Origin of the sequence: Pseudoflavonifractor sp. AF19-9AC, assembly GCF_003478995.1 — a bacterium.
GTDB lineage: Bacteria > Bacillota > Clostridia > Oscillospirales > Oscillospiraceae > Lawsonibacter.
Genome location: NZ_QUGI01000002.1, coordinates 532,529 through 550,634, shown reverse-complemented (window position 1 = coordinate 550,634; position 18,106 = coordinate 532,529). Strand labels below are relative to the sequence as shown.

Below are 18,106 nucleotides of genomic sequence, written 5' to 3'. Positions count from 1 at the left end.
GCTCTCCGCCTGGACGGGTGCGGGAGTGGGAGCGGGCGCAGGTGCCGGGGCGGCGCTGGCCTGGGCGCTGCGCTGGAACACCGCCTCCAGGGCGGCAGCCAGGCTGCCCTCCTGGGGCTGAGACACCGGGGCCTCCTCCTGGGCGGGGCGGCGCAGCTTGGCCAGCTCCTCCAGCGGGGGCTCCACATAGCCCTCGGGCCGCTTGCCCTTGCCGTTGCGGATGACGCACAGCTCACAGTTGTGGTAGCACTTGGGGGTCTCCGGCGCGGACTCCAGCCGCACCTGCACCGTCTGGCGCAGCAGGTTCACGCTGGACACCGTGCCCGCCCCGTCGGGGGTCTCCACAAAGGACTCCTGCTTGGGGGCGCTCTTCACCAGGTCCTCATAGGCCTCCTGCTCGTACTTGAGGCAGCACATGAGCCGCCCGCAGGTGCCGGAAATCTTGGTGGGGTTCAGGGACAGGTTCTGAGTCTTGGCCATCTTGATGGACACCGGCTGGAACTCGTCCAAAAACTGGCTGCAGCAGAAGGGACGGCCGCAGATGCCCAGGCCGCCCAGCATCTTGGCCTCGTCCCGCACGCCGATCTGCCGAAGCTCAATGCGGGCGTGGATGGCCCCAGCCAGGTCCTTCACCAGGGCCCGGAAGTCCACACGGCCCTCCGAGGTGAAGAAGAAGAGCACCTTATTCCCCTCGAAGCTATATTCCACGTCCACCAGCTTCATGTCCAGGCCGTGCTGGGCAATCTTCTCCTGGCAGATCTGGAAGGCCTTCTGCTCCTTCTCCTTGTTCTTCTCCAGGGTCTTGTGGTCCTCCTCCGTGGCCGCCCGGATCACCGGGCGGAGAGGAGCGGTGAGCTCCATCTCGTCAATGAGGGTGTTGCCCTGGCTGCAGGTGCCCAGCTCCACCCCCCGGGAGGTCTCCACAATGACCCCGTCCCCCTCCTGGAACTGCTTTCCGTCGGGGTTAAAATAGTATTGCTTGCCGCCGCTTTTAAAGCGGACGCTGATAATCTCAATCATGAGTCCATTCGCTCCTTACTTCCGGGTCATCCCCGGCCTTCAATCGGGACAGAACATGCCCGCGCACAGCCAGCCCGCCAGCTGGCCCGGATTGGCGTTGAGCCGGGCCGCCCCCCGCAGGGTGCGCACCAGCTCCACCCCCTGGAGAAGCCGCTTCCGGTCGCCGCCCTGGGCGGCACGGGTGCCCAGCTGCACCTCCAGCTCGTCCAAAAAGCGGGGCAGCTCCTCCTTGCCCAGCTTGTCCAGCACCATGGAGGCCTCGAAGAGGACCGCCTCGTCCGTGCCCGTCATGGCGTCGCACAGCCGCCGAGCCAGGGCGCTTCGCTCCCGGCTGGCCTCGCCGCCCCCTTCCAGGGCCTCCACCGCCCGGCCCAGCAGGCCCTGACAGTCCAAAGCCGCCTTCTGAAGCTCCTCCCGGCTCTTCTGGGGGAACCGCCCCTCCAGCCAGGTGAGGGCCTCCTTGGGGTTCACGGGGGTGAGGGACAACTCCTCACACCTTGAACGCACCGTCTGCAGCACGGCCCCGGCGTTTTCCGCCAGCAGCAGGAAGGCGGCGTACTCCGGGCCCTCCTCCAGCAGCTTGAGCATGGCGTTCTGGGCGGCGGCGTTCATCCGGTCCGCCCCCTCCAGCAGATAAATTTTCCGCTCTCCCTCGTTGGGCCGCACGTAGGCGTCCGCCCGGAGGGAGCGCACCTGGTCCACACTGATGGGCTTGTCCCCATCGCCGGCGGCTATGATGACGTCGGGATGGATGCCGGCGGCCACCTTTTTGCAGGGCCCGCACTGTCCACAGGGCTTGTTTGCCCCCTGGCACAGCATGGCCTGGGCCAGCAGCCGGGCCAGAGTGTGCCGCCCCGACCCCACAGGGCCGGAGATGAGATAGGCGTGGGACAGGCCACGCCCCCCCTCCCGCTGGGAGAGCAGCTCCTTCAGGCGGGGGTTGCCCGCCAGGGCTGAAATATCCATAGGTAATTTCCTCGCTTTTGCCCCTGGGGCAGGTGTATAAAAAGGGACATGGTTTCCGCAATCTGCCCCTGGGGTGAGGGCTTAGTCCTTCTGAACCGCCACTCTGGGATTATTATAGCCGATTCGGGCCAAATAGGAAAGTTCTTTTTTCCCAATGCGCTCCCCGGGAGCCACCACCGGCACGCCGGGGGGATAGGGCGCCAGGGGGGCGGCGGCGATGCGGCCCTCACAGGCCTCCAGAGGCAGGGTCTCGGTGGGGGCAAAGAGGGCCTCCCGGGGGGTGCGGACCTGCTCCGGCAGGGGCGGGGCGGGCAGGGGTTGGCAGTCCCCCAGACCGTCCTTTAACTCCTCCAGGGCTTTTTCCAGACGGTCAAAGTCCTCCTCCCGGTGGCAGGCGGTGCAGATGAACACCACATGGCCCCCGTCCTCCATCTCCGGGTAAATTCCCCGTTCCTCCAGGGCGCGGGCAAAGGCGGGGCCGTTTTGCACCTTCAGGGTGAAGCGGCAGGGGTCCAAGGCAAAGCCGGGGCCGGGGCGCAGGCTGGGGAATTTCTTCCGCAGCTGGGCCACTCTCCGGGACGTACGGAGGCAGGCCGCTCTCCCCTCCCCTTCCAGCCAGTCCCGGGCCAAATCCAGGGAGGCCATCATGGGATAGGAGGGGCTGGAGGTGCCGTACACCGCAGCCATGCGCCGCACCCGGTGGGGGTCCAATCCCCGGGTAAAGAGCAGGGCGGTCTGGCCCATGGCGGGGAGGGTCTTGTGGGCGGAGACCACCACACAGTCCGCCTCCCCAAAGGCGTCCACACCCAGGAAGGGCAGGTGGGCGCCGTGGGCGCCGTCCACCAGCAGCCGCCCGCCGTGGGCGTGGATTTCCCGGGCAATGGCGGGGATATCCGACAACACCCCGGAATATGCGGGAGAGGTAATACAAACCGTTTTGATTTCCGGGTGGTTGTTCAGGGTGTTTGCTACCTGCTCCGGGGTGAAGGGGCCGGTGAGATTTTCCCCAGAGAGCCAGGGACGCTCCAGGTACACGGGGTGGAGGTCCAGCAGAGCCATGGCGTGGAACACCGAGCGGTGACACCCCCGGTCCACCAGCACGGTGGAGCCGGGTGTGGCCAGCAGGGCAAGGCCGGTGTGCAGGCCCATGGTGGAGCCGCCGGTGAGGAACTGGCAGTGGTCAAAGCCCGCGGCCTGGGCCCACAGGGCCTGGGCGGAGTCGAAGGGCTCTCCGGCCTCGTAGAGGTTGCCCGTGCCGGGCACCTCGGTCACGTCCAGAGGGGCAAGGGGTTGAAGCTCCGGGGCGGGGAGGAAATTCCCGCTGTGGCCGGGCATGTGGAAACGGGAGTGGGCACTGGAGGAATAGGCCTTCAATGCGTCGTAAAGGGGTGTGGGCATGGCGGGGCTCCCTTCGTGAAATTTGGAATGGGGTGTTGAACTGTTTGCGGGAAAAAGGGGAATTCTTTGTAGGGGCGCACAGTGTGCGCCAGCCCATCAGGGCATACTTCGTAGGGGCGGCCTGTGGCCGTCCGGGTTAACGTGTTCTATAAGCCAAAAGAAAAAGAATATTTCGCCCCCGGGCGAGTAACTTTCTGTACGGACAGAAAGTTACCAAAGAACCGTCAAAGGTGGGAGGGATTTCGATTTCCCTCCCCCCTTTGAAATCCCCCCTCCTTAAAACGACCAATCAGGGGGGCTGCGGCCCCCCTATTGGATGTACCCCCCGAGGGCTGGTGGTGCCCTGAACCGTTCAGCAGAAAATTGAAAAAGGCAGGTGACGAAACGCGCTGGCGAGTACAGCCCTGGAACGCGGGTGCGTCTTACGGCGCGTTTTCGTTAATACCGCGCACGTCCCGGTGACGGAACCGTTCACCTGAGCCCTCCCGCGAGGGTGGAAAGTTAGGCGCGTTGTCTCTTGTAGAAGCAGGTGGTCATTCAACCGCCTCTTAGCGGCAGCGGTCGGCACTTAGACACCAATCCTGGGCTTTTCCCGCGCCGGCTGGGTATGTTCCACCTTCTTGATGGCTCCCCCGTAAAATAAATGGGGGTCCGGGGGCCGACTCCCCCTGTCAGGGGGAGATGTCGAGCAAAGCGAGACAGAGGGGGTAGGGAGGCGGCATAAAAACACGAAGTGTTTTTCCAGACGCCATCCCCCGGTGGCGTTTTGCCTACTTTGCCGACACGGGCAAAGTAGGTCGCCCGCAGGCGAAATCCCCCTGTGCACCGTCTTGCGCCCCGACACGGCGGGCGGATGAGGCCGACTCCCCCTATCAGGGGGAGATGGGCGAAGTCCAGAGGGGGTAGGGATCATCCGCCCCTACGAAGAGGCGCAAACCTGTTATAGCGGGCCGATGAGACATCGGCCCCTACCCACCCCAAGAAACTTGATGCGGTTCCAGAATGACGGGCGGATCATATCCACCCCTACGGAAGTGAAGTGCGAAGCGCGGCGGGGCGTAACATAAACCTGAGCGGGCAGATGAGTGCATCCGCCCCTACGAAAGTAGGAAAAACCCAAAGGCGAGGGAAAGGGATGCGTCTGCCCGGCCCCTCCTTACGGGCGCAGAGGCGAAGCGGAGCTTCGCACAAAGTTCTTTGCCAAGCTTTCTTTCAAGAAAGCGGGCAAGAAAGCGGGAGCGCCTGCCGGGCCGGGACACGGCAACAGCAGGCGCTCACATAAAATCATGGAAAAACAGCCTCAGCGCTGATCGGGGGCGTAGGCCACCACAGTGCGGCGGTTGGGCTCCACACCGGTGGAATAGGTGGTGACACCGGGATACTCCTGCAGAGCAGAGTGAATCACATGGCGCTCATAGGCGTTCATGGGCTCCAGAGTCATATTCTTCCGGTACTTGACTACCTTGCCGGCCACCTTCACCGCCAGGCGCTGGAGGGACTCCTCCCGCTTGGCCCGGTAGCCCTCGGCGTCCACGTGGATGCGGACCCGCTTGGACTGGCCGTGGTTGACGGCGTAGTTGGTCAGCTGCTGGATGGCGTCCAGCGTCTCGCCCCGGCGGCCGATGATGGCCCCCAGGCCGGTACCCTGGAGAATCACCTTATATCCGGTCTCGGGGCCGCCCAGCACCTGGGGCACAGCCTCCACCTCCAGCCGCTCCAGCAGGCCGGTGAGGAAGGTGACGATCTGCTGGGCCTTCTGGTCGTCCGGGCTGGCCGGGTCCAGAATGGGGGCGGGAGCCGGACGGGGCTCCTGAGCGCCGATGATGACCTCATCCCCCTCCTGCAGCTCGTTCCTGGCGTGACGGGGCTTCTCCTGCCGCTCCCGGCGGGGCCGGGCCTCACGGCGGGGCTTTGGAGCTTCCCAGCCCGGCTTAGCGGCCAGGATGGTCTCCTCCTCCACAGGGGCCTCCTCCTTGGGGGCCTCCTGGACAGGGGCGGCGGCAAGCACCGTCTCCTCCACAGGGGCGGAAACGGGGGCGGCCTTCTGCTCCACCACAGGGGCGGGCTTGGGCTGAGCCTTGGGCGCCTCCTTCACGGCGGCGAACAGGTCCTCCTCCAGAGGATCCTTGATGGGCTTGGGGACCCCGTTCTCCTCCTCATAGCTCACCCGGACCTTGGCCGGGTTGCTGCCAAAGCCCAGAAATCCGGACTTGGCACGCTCCATAACCTCCACCGACACGTCGTCCCGTTCCAGACCCAGCTGGAACAGAGCCGCCGCAATGGCGTCCTCCTCGGAACGCCCGGTGGTCTCAATCCACTTTCTCATGGTCAGACACCCTCCTTGCGGTCATCCTGGTCGTCCACTTCCACCTCGACCTGCTCTACCTCAACCTCAACCTCTTCCATCTCCACGGGAGCGGCGGATTCGGTCTCAGGGGCGGCAGGGGTCTGGGCGGCGGTCTCCTCCGCCGGAGTCTCGGCGGGGGCACTCTCCAGAGCCTGGGTCTCAGCGGTCTCGGGGGCAGTCTGCTCCTGGACCTGCTCGGGGGCGGGAGCCTGCTCCTTGGCCTGCTCCTTCTTCTGCTTCCGCTTCTCCTCGGCGGCCTTCAGCTGATCCCACATGAGCTCATCGGGATCCTTGTAGGGAGTCACGCCGCCAAAGCGGTCGGGAATATAGGCGCGGCCCCGGGCATAGGCACGGATGCCCTCCCGGCTGTCGTTCTTGTTCACGCCCTCCTGGTCGGGCTCCTCGTCCTTCTTCTTCTGAGCGGGCTTCTTCTTGCCGCGGTTCTTCTTCTCTTCCTCAATGCGGCGGGCGCGCTCCAGACGAGCTTCCTCCTTGCGGCGCTTCTCGTCTTCCTTCTCCTGACGCTCGCGCTCCTCGGCGGCCTTGCGGGCGGCCTCATAGTCCTTTTTGAGCATCTTGGAGCAGATAATCTCCTGAATAATGGTGACGAAATACTGGGCCACCCAGTAGATGGACAGGCCGGCAGGCACGGTGAAGCCGATCCACACGGTCATCAGGGGCATGGTGTACATCATGACCTTGTTGGTGCGGTCCATCTGGTCGTTCTGGGTCTGCTGGTTGATCTTGTTGGTGGCCATGGAAACCTTCATGGACAGGAAGGACACGACGGTGGAGAACAGGGGCAGCAGGAACAGGCCCACGGTGGCCCACTTCAGGCCGCCCTCCCAGAACTTCCAGCTGGGGATGGCGGACAGGTCAATGCCCAGGAAGTGGAAGTTCATGGCGAACACGTTATTGCCAGCCTCGCCCAGAGCGGCCTGGACGGCAGAGAGAACCTCAGGGGTTCTCAGGGCACTGGCCATGGCGATCTGGGGATAGGCGCCGGAGTTGGCCACACCGGTGATCTCAGCCACAGTGGCGATCTGGTCGGCGTTGAGGCCCATGAAGTAGGTCAGGGGCTCACGGATGATGAAGTACAGAACCATCAGCAGAGCGATGGGGATGAGGGACCACAGGCAGCCGCCCATGGGGTTGACCTTCTCCTTCTCGTAGAGCTTCTGTACCTCCATGTTGTAGCGCTCCCGGTCCTTGCCGTACTGCTTTTGCAGCTGCTGCATCTTGCCGGAGAGCATGGTGGTCTGAATCATGCTCTTCTTGCCCTTCAGGGTGACGGGGAAGAGGATGGTCTTGACCACGATTGCGAACAGAATCAGGGCCAGGCCGTAGCCGCAGAAGTCATAAAAGCGCAGCAGCAGCCAGGCAAAGGGCGTCAGGATAATACCCACAATGTAACCTCCATAAATTTAATGGCCGACAGAGGGGACTAGGGTACGGGGTCGTACTCGATGGACTTCTGCCGGTGGAAGGGCTGGCACCGGAGCACCCGGCGAAAGGCCAGCCAGCCCCCTTTGATTGCGCCGTACTTTTCCACCGCCTCCAGGGCATACTGGGAACAGGTGGGAATAAACCGGCAGCAGGGGGGGCGCATGGGGGAGATTTGCCGCTGATAGAACCGGATCAGGGCCAGGAGGACCGCTTTCACGCTCCTCCCTCCTTTTTGGGCTGCAGCAGCCCCAGCTTTTTCATCAGCTGGAGAAAGCTGCGCTGGGCGTCGGCATATTGGCCGGTAAGGATACGGTACCGGGCCACCACCACCACGTCGTAGCCGGGCAGGAGCTTGTCCTCGTTGGTGCGGTAAAGCTCCCGGATGCGGCGGCGGGCGTAGTTGCGCTTCACCGCCTTGCCCAGCTTCACCCCTGTGGTAATTCCCAGGCGGCTGTACGGGCGGCGGGTCTGGCGGCAGTAGATGGCAAAGTAAGGGCTGACCGCGCTTTTTCCCTTGGCGTACAGGCGGCGGAACTCATGATTCTGTTTCAGCGCAACGGTGTGCTTCATTTCGCTCCTCCGGTCTTTGGGACAAAATGGGGCACAAGGCCCCATTTTTCTCCGTATGCAGGTATGGGGCGGGGGAAAACCTCCCACGCCCCTGCGCGATGTATGCCAATTGTGTCCTCACGTCCCATTCCGTGGCCAATCCGGTCCTGTCGGAACTCACCTGCTCAGGGCCTCAGGGCCCCGGGCATCAGTGGGTCAGACGGACGCGGCCCTTGGCGCGGCGGCGGGCCAGAACCTTGCGGCCATTGCGGGTGGCCATGCGCTTGCGGAAGCCGTGCTCCTTGGAACGCTGGCGCTTCTTGGGCTGATAGGTACGAAGCATGGGGGACACCTCCTCATCTGAATTAAACCGGCTCTCCCGGTCCAACAACAGCTCGGTTGCGAGCTGCGGTCTGCTTGGTCTTGTGCGTCTCCGGGCAGGACAAATCCCGTCCCTGAAAGGACGCGCCACTTATTATAGATGATGAAGTAACTCCGTGTCAACCACTTTTTTGGTTCCTTTTCCCGAAATTTTCTGCCATCCCCCCACCTCTTTCAACATCTTGTACCCCTTTTCCAAGCCCCACACAACCTGTCAGAAAAAGGGGATACCTTATTATAAAAAAATAGGGCGAAATCCTTGCGGGGAGAGCTGATTTTTGGTATAATAAATTGGATTTATTCTGTCTACTTTTTCATGGAGAAACAAGCCGCCTTCTCCCTGCGGAGAAGGCGCTTTCCAAGTTTTTAAGGAGGACTGGGCATGAACCCTGCCGCAGACGTGTGGGACAAGGTCTTGGAGCTGATGAAGCCCGACATGACCTCCACCACCATCAATACATGGTTTGACGACACCAGCGCCGTGGCCCTGGAGGAGGATCGGTTTATCCTCTACTCCCCCACCCGGTTCAAACGGGACATTATTGCCTCCCGATACGTCAGCTACATCCAGAAGGCCCTGCACGAGCTCTTTTCCGCCGACTTTGACGTGGTGGTGCTCACCGAGGGCGAGCTGACCACCTATCAGAAGCCCCAGAAGGAGGATTTCTTCCCCGGCACCGAGGACTACACCTTTGAGCGCTTTGTGGTGGGCTCCTCCAACAAGTTCGCCCACGCCGCCGCACGGGCCGTGGCCGACGCCCCCGGGCGCAGCTACAACCCCCTCTTCATCTACGGCGAGTCGGGCCTTGGCAAGACCCACCTGCTGTACGCCATCGCCCACACCATCCACGACAACCACCCTGAGTACAAGGTGGTCTACATCAAGGGCGACACCTTCACCAACGAGCTCATTCAGGCCATCCGGGAAGGCCGGAACCAGGAGTTCCGGGAGAAATACCGGGGCGCTGACGTGTTTCTCATGGACGACGTGCAGTTCATCGCCGGCCGTGACTCCACTCAGGAGGAGATGTTCCACACCTTCAACACCCTCTATGAGCTGAAAAAGCAGATCGTCTTCACCTCCGACCGTCCCCCCAAGGAGATGCTCCGGCTGGAGGACCGTCTGAAAACCCGCTTTGAGTGGGGTCTGCTGGCGGACATTCAGCCCCCGGACTATGAGACCCGTATGGCCATCATCAAGAACAAGGCCATCCGCATGGGGGTGGAGCTGCCGGAGTTCCTGCTCCAGCTTATTGCCGAGAACATCACCGCCAACGTGCGGCAGATCGAGGGCACCGTCAACAAGATCATGGCCTATCAGGACCTGATGGGCGACGCCGTGGACAAGGAGACCGTGGTCCGGGCCGTGAAGGACATGTTCAAGGACAAGTCGGACATCGTGCCCACCGCTGAGGTCATCATTGACGAGGTCTGCAAGTTCTACAACATCGAGCCCGGCGTTCTGAAAGGACAGGGACGTGCCAAGGACATCTCCCTGGCCCGGCAGATCGCCATGTACCTCATCCGCCGAATGACCAACCTGTCTCTGAAGGAGATTGGCAAGGAGTTTGAGGGCCGTGACCATACCACCGTGCTGCACTCCCTGGAGCGCGTGGAGGAGCTGGTCAAGACCGACCCGGAAAAGGCCGAGATTATCAAGGATATTACCGCAAATATCAATATCCGGTACGAATAAGAATCTATCCTGCATTACAAAAGAGTGCGTGAGGATTTCGCCTGCGGGCGAGTTCCTTTTGCAGCGGTGCAAAAGGAACCAAAAACCCGCCGGGGGCGGCTCACGGGCATTTACAATGCCCTATCCCGCCTGCCCCCGGACCCCCATATATTTACGTGGGGAGCCATCAAGAAGGTTTCAGATACCTTATCGGCGCGGGAAAAGCCCAGGATGCGTATCTAGGCGCCAATCGCTGCCGCTAAGAAGTGATTGAATGATCACCTGCTTCTACAAGAGACGACGCGCCTGCCTTTTTGCCCTCGCGGAAGGGCTCAGATGAACGGCTCCGTCATCGGGACGCACACTGGATTGACGGAAACCTGCTGTGAGACGCACCTGCATTCCAGGGCTGCACCCGCCAGCGTTGCTCGTTACCTACCTCGTTCGATTTCCCGCTGAACTTTTCAGGGCACCGCCACCCCCGGGGGTACATCCAATAGGGGGGCCGCAGCGGGAACCCAATGGAAGCCCAGCGTAGCGGGTTCCATTGGGAGAGGACGAGCGACGGAATGAATGAGCCTTGCCCTTTAGGGCGAGGCGAACGATATGTAGTCCGCGAGGACGAGATTGGTCGTTTCAAGGGGATGGAATTTCTATCAGGAGGGAAATCGAAATCCCCCTTCCCCTCAATTTTTTCTCCCCACTCTTTCCCCAATTCTCCACAGTAAAATGTGGAATGTTTGTGGACAAAAGTGGAAAACTCCCTTTCATTTTCTTGCGTGTGGAAAGCGACAAAATTCCTCCACAATGCCTGTGGACGCTCTTTCCCTTGGGGCTCTAAGGCTGGAGACACTTTTCCACATCTTTTTTGCCTACTAAGACTGTTACTAAAAAAGATCCTAATCCTCTCCCCGGAGAGAGAGAAAACCAGACTGGAGGAAGTACCATGAAATTTTCCTGCGAGAAGGCCCTGCTGTCGGCCGCCGTGGCGGCGGCCTCCCGGGCGGTGGCGGCCAAAAGCTCCATCCCCGCCATGGAGGGCATCCTCATCGAAGCCGGCGAACGCCTCCGCCTCACCGGCTATAACCTGGAAACCGGAATTCAGGCCACCGTTCCGGCGGAAATCCTGGAGAAAGGCTCCCTGGTGCTGTCCGCCCGGCTCTTCGGCGAGATCGTCCGCAAGATGCCCGACGACATGGTGGTATTTTCTTCCAGCGGCTACACCGTCAACATCAAGTGCGGTTTGAGTGAATTCAACATTCTGGGCACCGACCCGGAGGAGTTCCCCGAGCTCCCCTCCGTGGACCAGCAGAACGGCCTGGTCCTCTCCCAGCCCACCATGCGCTCCATGATCTCCCAGACCCTCTTCGCCGTCAGCGACAACGAGAGCCGCCCCATTCACACCGGCTCCCTCTTTGATGTGGACGAAAACGGCCTGACGGTGGTGTCAGTGGACGGCTACCGCCTGGCTCTGCGCCGGGAGCCCATCCAGGAGCGCCAGAGCAACGCCTGCTTCTCCTTCGTGGTGCCCGGCTCCGCCCTCAGCGAGGTGGAGAAGATCTGCTCCGGCGAGGGCACCGTCACCATCACCCAGGGCGCCCGCCACGTCATGTTCCGGGCGGGAGACATGGTGCTGGTGGCCCGGCGTCTGGAGGGCGAATTCCTGCCCTACAAAAACGCCATCCCCCGCAACAACTCCATCAAGGTGGAGGTGGACACCCGTTCCCTCCTCCAGTCCATTGACCGCGTGTCCCTGATCATCAGCGAGAAGCTGAAGAGCCCCCTGCGCTGCGTCTTCGGGGACGGCATGGTGTCCATCACCACCCGCACCTCCATCGGCGACGCCGCCGACCAGTGCCCCATAACCGGCGACGGCGAGGGACTGGAGATCGGCTTCAACAACAAGTACCTGATGGACGCGCTGAAAAACGCCCCCGCCGACCGGCTGCGGCTGGAGTTTACCTCTGGGGTGGCTCCCTGCGTCATCCTGCCCGCCGAGGGGGAGGAGAACTTCATCTATATGGTGCTGCCGGTCCGTTTGAAGGCCAACTGAGAAAAAAAGCGCCCGGCTCAGCCGGACGCATGACATGAGAAGTCCCCGGCAGCTGCCGGGGACGGAAACGTGGTGTTTGTATGCAGAGAGAAGAAATTAAGATTCATACCGAATTCATCAAGCTCCAGGACCTTTTGAAGTTCGCCGGAGCGGTGGAGACGGGCGGAGACGCCAAGCTGATTATTCAGGAGGGCCGGGTGTCCGTCAACGGCGAGGTCTGTACCATGCGGGGCAAGAAGATGCGCCCCGGGGACACGGCCGCCATTGACGGGGAGCTGGAGCTGGTGGTCACATGAGGCTCAAGGGCCTGGAGCTGGACTTTTTCCGCAACTATACCCATCTGGAGGCCTCCTTTGACCCACGGGTGAACCTCATCTACGGGGACAACGCCCAGGGAAAGACCAACCTGCTGGAGGCCATCGCCTACCTGTCCTCCGCCCGGTCCCACCGGGCGAGGTACGATAAGGAGCTTATCATGATGGGCGTGGACTCCGCCTTTCTCAAGGGGGAGATCGAGAGCCGGGAGAGGGACTTTACCCTGGAGGCCAAGCTCTTCCGGGGCAAAGGGCGGCAGCTCTACTCCAACGGGGTGCGGCTCAAGACCGCCGGGGAGCTCAGCGGGATTCTCAATACCGTCCTCTTCTGCCCCGAGGATCTCTACCTCATCCGGGAGGGGGGCGCGGCCAGGCGGAAATTTCTGGACAGCGCCATTTGCCAGCTGCGGCCCAGGTATGCCGCCGCATTGGCGGAATATAACCGCCTCTACGAGCACAAGACCCGGATTCTGCGGGATTGGCCGGAAAATCCATCCCTGCTCCAGACTCTGGACGACTTTAACCTGCGCATGGCTCAGACCGGGGCCATCCTCATTCACTACCGGGCCCACTTTGTGAAGCGGCTGCGGGAGCACGCTCCCGCCATTCACGCCGACTTCTCCGGCGGGCGGGAGGAGCTGGGGCTTCAATATCAGACGGTGTCCACGGTGGGCGACCCGCTGAAGGCGCCCCGGGAGCTGCTGCCCATGCTGCTGGACCATCAGGAGCACCACCGGCAGGCGGAGCTGGATTCCCGGCAGTGTCTGTCCGGGCCCCACAAGGACGACGTGGTGGTGGAGATCGGCGGGTTGTCCGCCAAGACTTACGGCTCCCAGGGACAGACCCGGACGGCGGCGCTGTCTTTGAAATTGGCCCAGCGGGAGATTTTTCAGGAGGAGACCGGCCAGTGGCCGGTGCTGCTGCTGGATGATGTGCTCAGTGAGCTGGATGCCCGGCGGCAGGCCTTTGTTTTGAACCGGATTCGAGGCGGTCAGGTGTTTATCACCTGCTGTGAAGAGGAAAAATTAGAGGGGTTGGAGGGTGGAAGAGCCTTCCATATCCAGGGCGGGAAGCTGATATAAGTCAAATGCGAGCCAGCTCCTGCCCCAGAGAGAGACCAGCCAGAAAAGCAGCTTCTTTCTCAATGGCCTCTGTCACTGCCAGGCCATACTCCACCCGCTGAGCCAAGTCCGACCAGGGGTCCCCTGCCTGCGCCAGCTGGTCAAGGGCACGCTGGGCCATGACCATATTTTCCTCGTATTCTTTTTGGTTTTCTGCGAGGTATTGGTCCACACGTTGCTGAAGGCAGAAATCATAGAGGGTCTGTTGGAGCGGCGTCATAGAAAGACCTCCGAATAGAGCACGAATGTGCTTATGATAATATTATAATAGCAGCACAAACGTGCTCTGTCAAGGGGTGCTGTACCATGTCGCTCTTTTCTCAGCGGCTTTGTGAATTGCGCAAGAAACAAGGAATATCTCAGGCAGCGTTGGCCCAAGAATTGGGAATTGCCCTTCGGGCGTACCAGTACTATGAACGTGGTCAACGAGACCCACAGTTATCTGTGGCAGTCAGTATTGCCGACTTTTATAAGATTTCGCTGGATTATCTGGTGGGACGAAGTGATTTGCCCGATCTGGCATCTGAGAGGAATGCTCCGTAGGGGCGGCCTGTGGCCGCCCGTCGGATCCTGTTGCTAAACTGAACGTAAAAAGGATATTTCGCCCCCGGGCGAGTAACTTTCTGTGCAGACAGAAAGTTACCAAAGAACTGCCTAGGGGAAGGGGGATTTCGATTTCCCTCCTGATAGAAATTCCATCCCCTTGAAACGACCAATCTCGTCCTCGCGGACTACATATCGTTCGCCTCGCCCTAAAGGGCAAAGGCTCATTCATTCCGTCGCTCGTCCTCTCCCAATGGAACCCGCTACGCTGGGCTTCCATTGGGTTCCCGCTGCGGTCCCCCTATTGGATGTACCCCCCGGGGGCTGGCGGTGCCCTGGAAGGTTCAGCGACGATCTTTCGGAGTAGGTAACGAGAGGCGCTGGCAGGTGCAGCACCGGAACGCGGGTGCATCCCACCACACGGCTCCGCTAATCCCGTGTACGTCCCAGTGACGCCTGAGCCCTCCCGCGAGGGCGGAAAGGCAGGCGCGATGTCCCTTGTAGAAGTAGGTGATTATTCAACCGCTTCTTAGCGGCAGCGGTTGGCGCTTAGACACCCATTCTGGGCTTTTCCCGCGCCGGTAAGGTACTTCCTGCGTTCTTGATGGCTCCCCCGTAAAAAATGGGGGTCCGGGGCCGACTCCCCCTGTCAGGGGGAGATGTCGAGCGAAGCGAGACAGAGGGGGGTAGGGACAGGCGGCATAAAAACACGAAGTGTTTTTCCAGACGCCGTCCCCCGGTGGCGCTTTGCCTACTTTGCCGACGCGGGCAAAGTAGGTCGCCCCGCAGGGCGAAATCTCCCTGTACACCGTCTTGCGCCCCGACACGGCGGGCGGATGAGGACATCCGCCCCTACGAAAACAGAGTGCCAAATATGCGGCGGGGGCAAACCCCCGCCCTACACAGCCGGCCTCGAGCAGGCGGATGGTATCCGGCCCTACGGAAAACGATCAGGCGGGCAGATACTTGGTATTTCTCTAAACCGCCACCAGGCGGGCGCAGAGGCGAAACGAAGTTTCGCAGAAAGTTCTTTGCCAAGCTTTCTTTCAAGAAAGCGGGAGAAAGGGAGGGCAAACCGGTGCCCATTGTCATTGGAATTTTCTTTCTCATCCCCATGGGCCTGGCCCTGGTGGGCGAATATCTGTGCTGCCGGCTGCCCCGGCGGCGCATCTGGCGCCTCCTCCCTCCCCTGCTGGCGGTGATCTTCGTGCTGACAGCCCTGTGGGTCCGCCTCCAAAACTGGCAGAGCGATGACGTCTCCCCCCTCACCCAGCTGGTGATCTTCCCCGGCGTGCCGGGGGTAGCCCTGGGTCTGGGGTGCTGGCTGGGCTGGCGGCTCTGGAAGCGGCTCTGGACCCCCAGAGTGATTGACGAGCGGTGAAGCAAGGAGGGACAAGCCATGTACCTGCATCTGGGCCAGTCGGTGGTGGTGCCCCACCGGGAGATCCTGGGCATCTTCGATCTGGACAACGCCTCCTGGGCCTACAAAACCCGGGAGTTTCTGGAAAAAGCCGAGGCCGACGGCCGGGCCGTCTGGCTGGGCGAGGACCTGCCCCGGTCCTTCGTGCTGGTGGGGGACGGGGAGCATCCCCCCACCGTCTACCTCTCACAGCTGTCTTCCGCCGCCCTGGTGAGCCGGGCGGAACGGAATTTCTTGGAATAATGCCGTCTCTGGCGGCGGAATGGAGGAACCATCTATGGATGAGCTGCAATATCTCTGGAAGGACCGCAAGCGCTACTTCGGCCTGCCCCTGTCCTTCACCCGGTACCGCCTCAGCGAGGACCGTATCTTCGTAGAGAAGGGCTTCTTCAGCATCCACGTGGAGGAGGTGCTCCTCTACCGGGTGCGGGATCTGGAACTGAACCTGAAGCTGACCCAGCGGATCTTCGGCGTGGGCACCGTGTCCATCCACTCCTCGGATAAGACCGCCCCCGACCTGAGCCTGCTGAACGTGAAGCAGCCCCGCCAGGTGAAGGAGCTGATCTTCCGCCAGGTGGAGGCGTGCAAGGAGCAGCGGCGGATGCGCACCATGGAGATGGTGGGCGCCCAGGACGACAGCCCGGAACAGGAGCCGGATCTTCTGGACGAGACAGAGCAGTAAGGAACGTACCTTTTGCCCGCCGGGGAAGGTCCCCTTTTCCGGCGGGACATGCAGCACAGCCGCCGCGCCCGGCGCGTGGGAACGGGTCCGCCCGCACCCAGGCGCCCGGTACGGCGGAGAAACACAAGCGGAGGTTTTTATGTCTGACATTATGGAACAAAACGAGCTCAACTCCACCCAGGTGGACCATGAGTACGGCGGCAGCGAGATTCAGGTTCTGGAGGGCCTGGAGGCGGTACGCAAGCGCCCGGGCATGTACATCGGCTCCACCTCGGAGTCCGGCCTTCACCACCTGGTGTACGAGATTGTGGACAACTCCATCGACGAGGCGCTGGCCGGCTACTGCACCGACATCACGGTGACCATCAACCCCGGCAACACCATCACCGTCACCGACAACGGCCGCGGCATCCCCGTGGACATTCAGCCCCAGACCGGGCGGCCCGCCCTGGAGGTGGTCTTCACCGTCCTCCACGCCGGCGGCAAGTTCGGCGGCGGTGGCTACAAGGTGTCCGGCGGTCTCCACGGCGTGGGCGCCAGCGTGGTAAACGCCCTCTCCGAATGGCTGGAGGTCCAGGTCCACAAAAACGGGGAAATTTACGAGATGAAGTTTGCCCGGGGCAAGATTACCCAGGAAATGAAGGTGGTGGGCAAGACCGACCACACCGGCACCACCGTCACCTTCAAGCCCGACCCGGAGATGTTCGACACCCTGGAATATAACTACGAGACCCTGCACACCCGCATGCGGGAGGAGGCCTTCCTCAACGCCGGCCTGCGCATCCAGACTGTGGACCTGCGCCCCGGCCAGGAGCAGGAGGACGACATGTGCTACGAGGGCGGCATCCGGGAGTTTGTCTCCTACATCAACCGGAACAAGGACGCCCTCCACCCCGACGTCATCTACATGTCCGGGGCCAAGGAGGACTCCATGGCCGAGGTGGCCATGCAGTACAACGACGGCTACAACGAGATCATGGTCTCCTTCGCCAACAACGTCCACACCCCCGAGGGCGGCATGCATGAGGAGGGCTTCAAGCGGGCGCTGACCAACGTGCTCAATAACTACGGCCGCAAAATCAAGCTTCTCAAGGATGACGAGAAGGTGTCCGGCGAGGACTGCCGGGAGGGCCTCACCGTGGTCATCTCGGTGAAGCTCACCGAGGCCCAGTTCGAGGGCCAGACCAAGGCCAAGCTGGGCAACAGCGAGATGCGCACCCTGGTGAACTCCATTGTCTCCGAGAAGCTGGAGACCTACCTGGAGGAGAACCCTGCCGTGGGCCGGGCCATTCTGGACAAGGCCCTCACCGCCAACCGGGCCCGGGAGGCCGCCCGCAAGGCCCGTGAGTCCATTCGCCGCAAAACCGCTCTGGGCGGCGCGGCCATGCCGGACAAGCTCCGGGACTGCAACGAGGCAAACCCCGAGCTCACTGAGCTCTACATCGTCGAGGGCGATTCCGCAGGCGGCTCGGCCACCCAGGGCCGGGACAGCCGCTTCCAGGCCATCCTCCCCCTGTGGGGCAAGATGCTCAACGTGGAGAAGGCCCGGGCGGACAAGGTGTACGGCAACGACAAGCTCCAGCCCGTCATCACCGCTCTGGGCGCCGGCATCGGGGACGAGTTTGACATCAACAAGCTGCGCTATCACAAGGTCATTATCATGGCCGATGCCGACGTGGACGGCGCCCACATCCGCACCCTGCTTCTGACCTTCTTCTTCCGCTTCATGCGGCCCCTCATTGAGAACGGCTACGTCTACTCCGCCGTGCCCCCCCTCTACAAGCTGACCCGGGGCAAGACCACACGGGTGGCCTTCGACGACATCGAGCGGGAAAAGATCGCCGCCGAGCTCCGGGGCGACAACCCCAACGCCAAGGTGGACATCAGCCGCTTTAAGGGTCTGGGCGAGATGAACCCCCACGAGCTGTGGGAGACCACCATGGACCCGGAAAAGCGCACCCTGCGCCGCATCGAGCTGGACGACGCCGTGGCCGCCGACGCCACCTTCAACATCCTCATGGGCGAGAAGGTGGAGCCCCGGAAGGAGTTCATTGAGCGAAACGCCAAGTACGCCGTCAACCTGGACTACTAAGAAACGCGGCGCCAGCCCCCAGGGCGGAAAAGCACGCCCCTTTGAAACTGGAAAGCCTTAGCGGGCCGGCGGGTACGCCGGCCTCTACGAGGAGGAGAT

18 protein-coding genes are annotated in these 18,106 nt (G+C 62.0%); 9 read left to right on the top strand and 9 right to left on the bottom strand.

Features of this window, described 5'->3' with window-relative positions:
* From DWX58_RS15855 to rpmH, 8 genes are all read right to left on the bottom strand, one after another.
* Positions 1 to 1,020, bottom strand: a 1,020-nt coding sequence (locus tag DWX58_RS15855; protein WP_118641958.1) for a stage 0 sporulation family protein, incomplete at its 3' end; no start/stop codon positions are given.
* A 39-nt stretch (positions 1,021 to 1,059) separates the two neighbouring features.
* Complete coding sequence (locus tag DWX58_RS15850; RefSeq protein ID WP_118641957.1) at positions 1,060 to 1,986, bottom strand: DNA polymerase III subunit; 927 nt, start codon at positions 1,984 to 1,986, stop codon at positions 1,060 to 1,062.
* A gap of 81 nt (positions 1,987 to 2,067) precedes the next feature.
* Complete coding sequence (locus DWX58_RS05515) at positions 2,068 to 3,384, bottom strand: aminotransferase class V-fold PLP-dependent enzyme (RefSeq protein WP_118641956.1); 1,317 nt, start codon at positions 3,382 to 3,384, stop codon at positions 2,068 to 2,070.
* Positions 3,385 to 4,684: 1,300 nt separating this feature from the next.
* On the bottom strand, positions 4,685 to 5,710 hold the full coding sequence (gene jag / locus DWX58_RS05510) for an RNA-binding cell elongation regulator Jag/EloR (protein WP_118641955.1): 1,026 nt from the start codon (positions 5,708 to 5,710) through the stop codon (positions 4,685 to 4,687).
* Between the two features lie 2 nt (positions 5,711 to 5,712).
* Positions 5,713 to 7,137 carry a YidC/Oxa1 family membrane protein insertase gene (gene yidC, locus DWX58_RS05505; RefSeq protein WP_118641954.1) on the bottom strand — a complete coding sequence of 475 codons (1,425 nt, stop codon included), beginning with the start codon at positions 7,135 to 7,137 and terminating at the stop codon, positions 5,713 to 5,715.
* A 38-nt stretch (positions 7,138 to 7,175) separates the two neighbouring features.
* Positions 7,176 to 7,394, bottom strand: a complete 219-nt coding sequence (gene yidD, locus DWX58_RS05500) for a membrane protein insertion efficiency factor YidD (RefSeq protein ID WP_207664069.1) — start codon at positions 7,392 to 7,394, stop codon at positions 7,176 to 7,178.
* Positions 7,391 to 7,747: a ribonuclease P protein component gene (gene rnpA, locus DWX58_RS05495; RefSeq protein ID WP_118641952.1), complete on the bottom strand. Its 357-nt coding sequence runs from the start codon at positions 7,745 to 7,747 to the stop codon at positions 7,391 to 7,393. Before rnpA ends, yidD begins: the two co-directional genes overlap by 4 nt.
* Positions 7,748 to 7,934: 187 nt before the next feature.
* On the bottom strand, positions 7,935 to 8,069 hold the full coding sequence (rpmH, locus tag DWX58_RS05490) for a 50S ribosomal protein L34 (protein ID WP_023346672.1): 135 nt from the start codon (positions 8,067 to 8,069) through the stop codon (positions 7,935 to 7,937).
* A 420-nt stretch (positions 8,070 to 8,489) separates the two neighbouring features.
* Between rpmH and dnaA the strand changes: the two genes are divergently transcribed.
* From dnaA to recF, 4 genes are all read left to right on the top strand, one after another.
* Positions 8,490 to 9,803 carry a chromosomal replication initiator protein DnaA gene (gene dnaA / locus DWX58_RS05485; RefSeq protein WP_118641951.1) on the top strand — a complete coding sequence of 438 codons (1,314 nt, stop codon included), beginning with the start codon at positions 8,490 to 8,492 and terminating at the stop codon, positions 9,801 to 9,803.
* 925 nt (positions 9,804 to 10,728) lie between these two features.
* On the top strand, positions 10,729 to 11,835 hold the full coding sequence (gene dnaN, locus DWX58_RS05480) for a DNA polymerase III subunit beta (protein ID WP_118641950.1): 1,107 nt from the start codon (positions 10,729 to 10,731) through the stop codon (positions 11,833 to 11,835).
* Between the two features lie 80 nt (positions 11,836 to 11,915).
* Complete coding sequence (locus DWX58_RS05475; RefSeq protein ID WP_118641949.1) at positions 11,916 to 12,131, top strand: RNA-binding S4 domain-containing protein; 216 nt, start codon at positions 11,916 to 11,918, stop codon at positions 12,129 to 12,131.
* Complete coding sequence (gene recF / locus DWX58_RS05470) at positions 12,128 to 13,231, top strand: DNA replication/repair protein RecF (RefSeq protein ID WP_118641948.1); 1,104 nt, start codon at positions 12,128 to 12,130, stop codon at positions 13,229 to 13,231. The genes DWX58_RS05475 and recF overlap by 4 nt, the downstream gene beginning before the upstream one ends.
* Before the next feature lies 1 nt (position 13,232).
* On the opposite strand, the gene DWX58_RS05465 is transcribed toward recF, so the two are convergent.
* A complete protein-coding gene (locus DWX58_RS05465) occupies positions 13,233 to 13,490 on the bottom strand; it encodes a hypothetical protein (RefSeq protein ID WP_118641947.1) in 258 nt (85 codons plus the stop codon).
* Positions 13,491 to 13,576: 86 nt separating this feature from the next.
* Between DWX58_RS05465 and DWX58_RS05460 the strand changes: the two genes are divergently transcribed.
* The 5 genes from DWX58_RS05460 to gyrB all read left to right on the top strand — a co-directional run bounded on the left by DWX58_RS05460 (position 13,577) and on the right by gyrB (position 18,007).
* A complete protein-coding gene (locus DWX58_RS05460; RefSeq protein WP_118641946.1) occupies positions 13,577 to 13,813 on the top strand; it encodes a helix-turn-helix transcriptional regulator in 237 nt (78 codons plus the stop codon).
* A gap of 1,078 nt (positions 13,814 to 14,891) precedes the next feature.
* Complete coding sequence (locus DWX58_RS05455; RefSeq protein ID WP_118641945.1) at positions 14,892 to 15,194, top strand: Tat pathway signal protein; 303 nt, start codon at positions 14,892 to 14,894, stop codon at positions 15,192 to 15,194.
* Positions 15,195 to 15,212: 18 nt separating this feature from the next.
* The gene (locus tag DWX58_RS05450; RefSeq protein ID WP_118641944.1) at positions 15,213 to 15,476 is read left to right on the top strand and encodes a DUF370 domain-containing protein; all 264 of its coding nucleotides are present in this window, start codon (positions 15,213 to 15,215) and stop codon (positions 15,474 to 15,476) included.
* A gap of 34 nt (positions 15,477 to 15,510) precedes the next feature.
* On the top strand, positions 15,511 to 15,915 hold the full coding sequence (locus DWX58_RS05445) for a PH domain-containing protein (RefSeq protein WP_118641943.1): 405 nt from the start codon (positions 15,511 to 15,513) through the stop codon (positions 15,913 to 15,915).
* A gap of 139 nt (positions 15,916 to 16,054) precedes the next feature.
* Positions 16,055 to 18,007 carry a DNA topoisomerase (ATP-hydrolyzing) subunit B gene (gyrB, locus tag DWX58_RS05440; RefSeq protein ID WP_279229850.1) on the top strand — a complete coding sequence of 651 codons (1,953 nt, stop codon included), beginning with the start codon at positions 16,055 to 16,057 and terminating at the stop codon, positions 18,005 to 18,007.
* Positions 18,008 to 18,106: the final 99 nt, after the last annotated feature.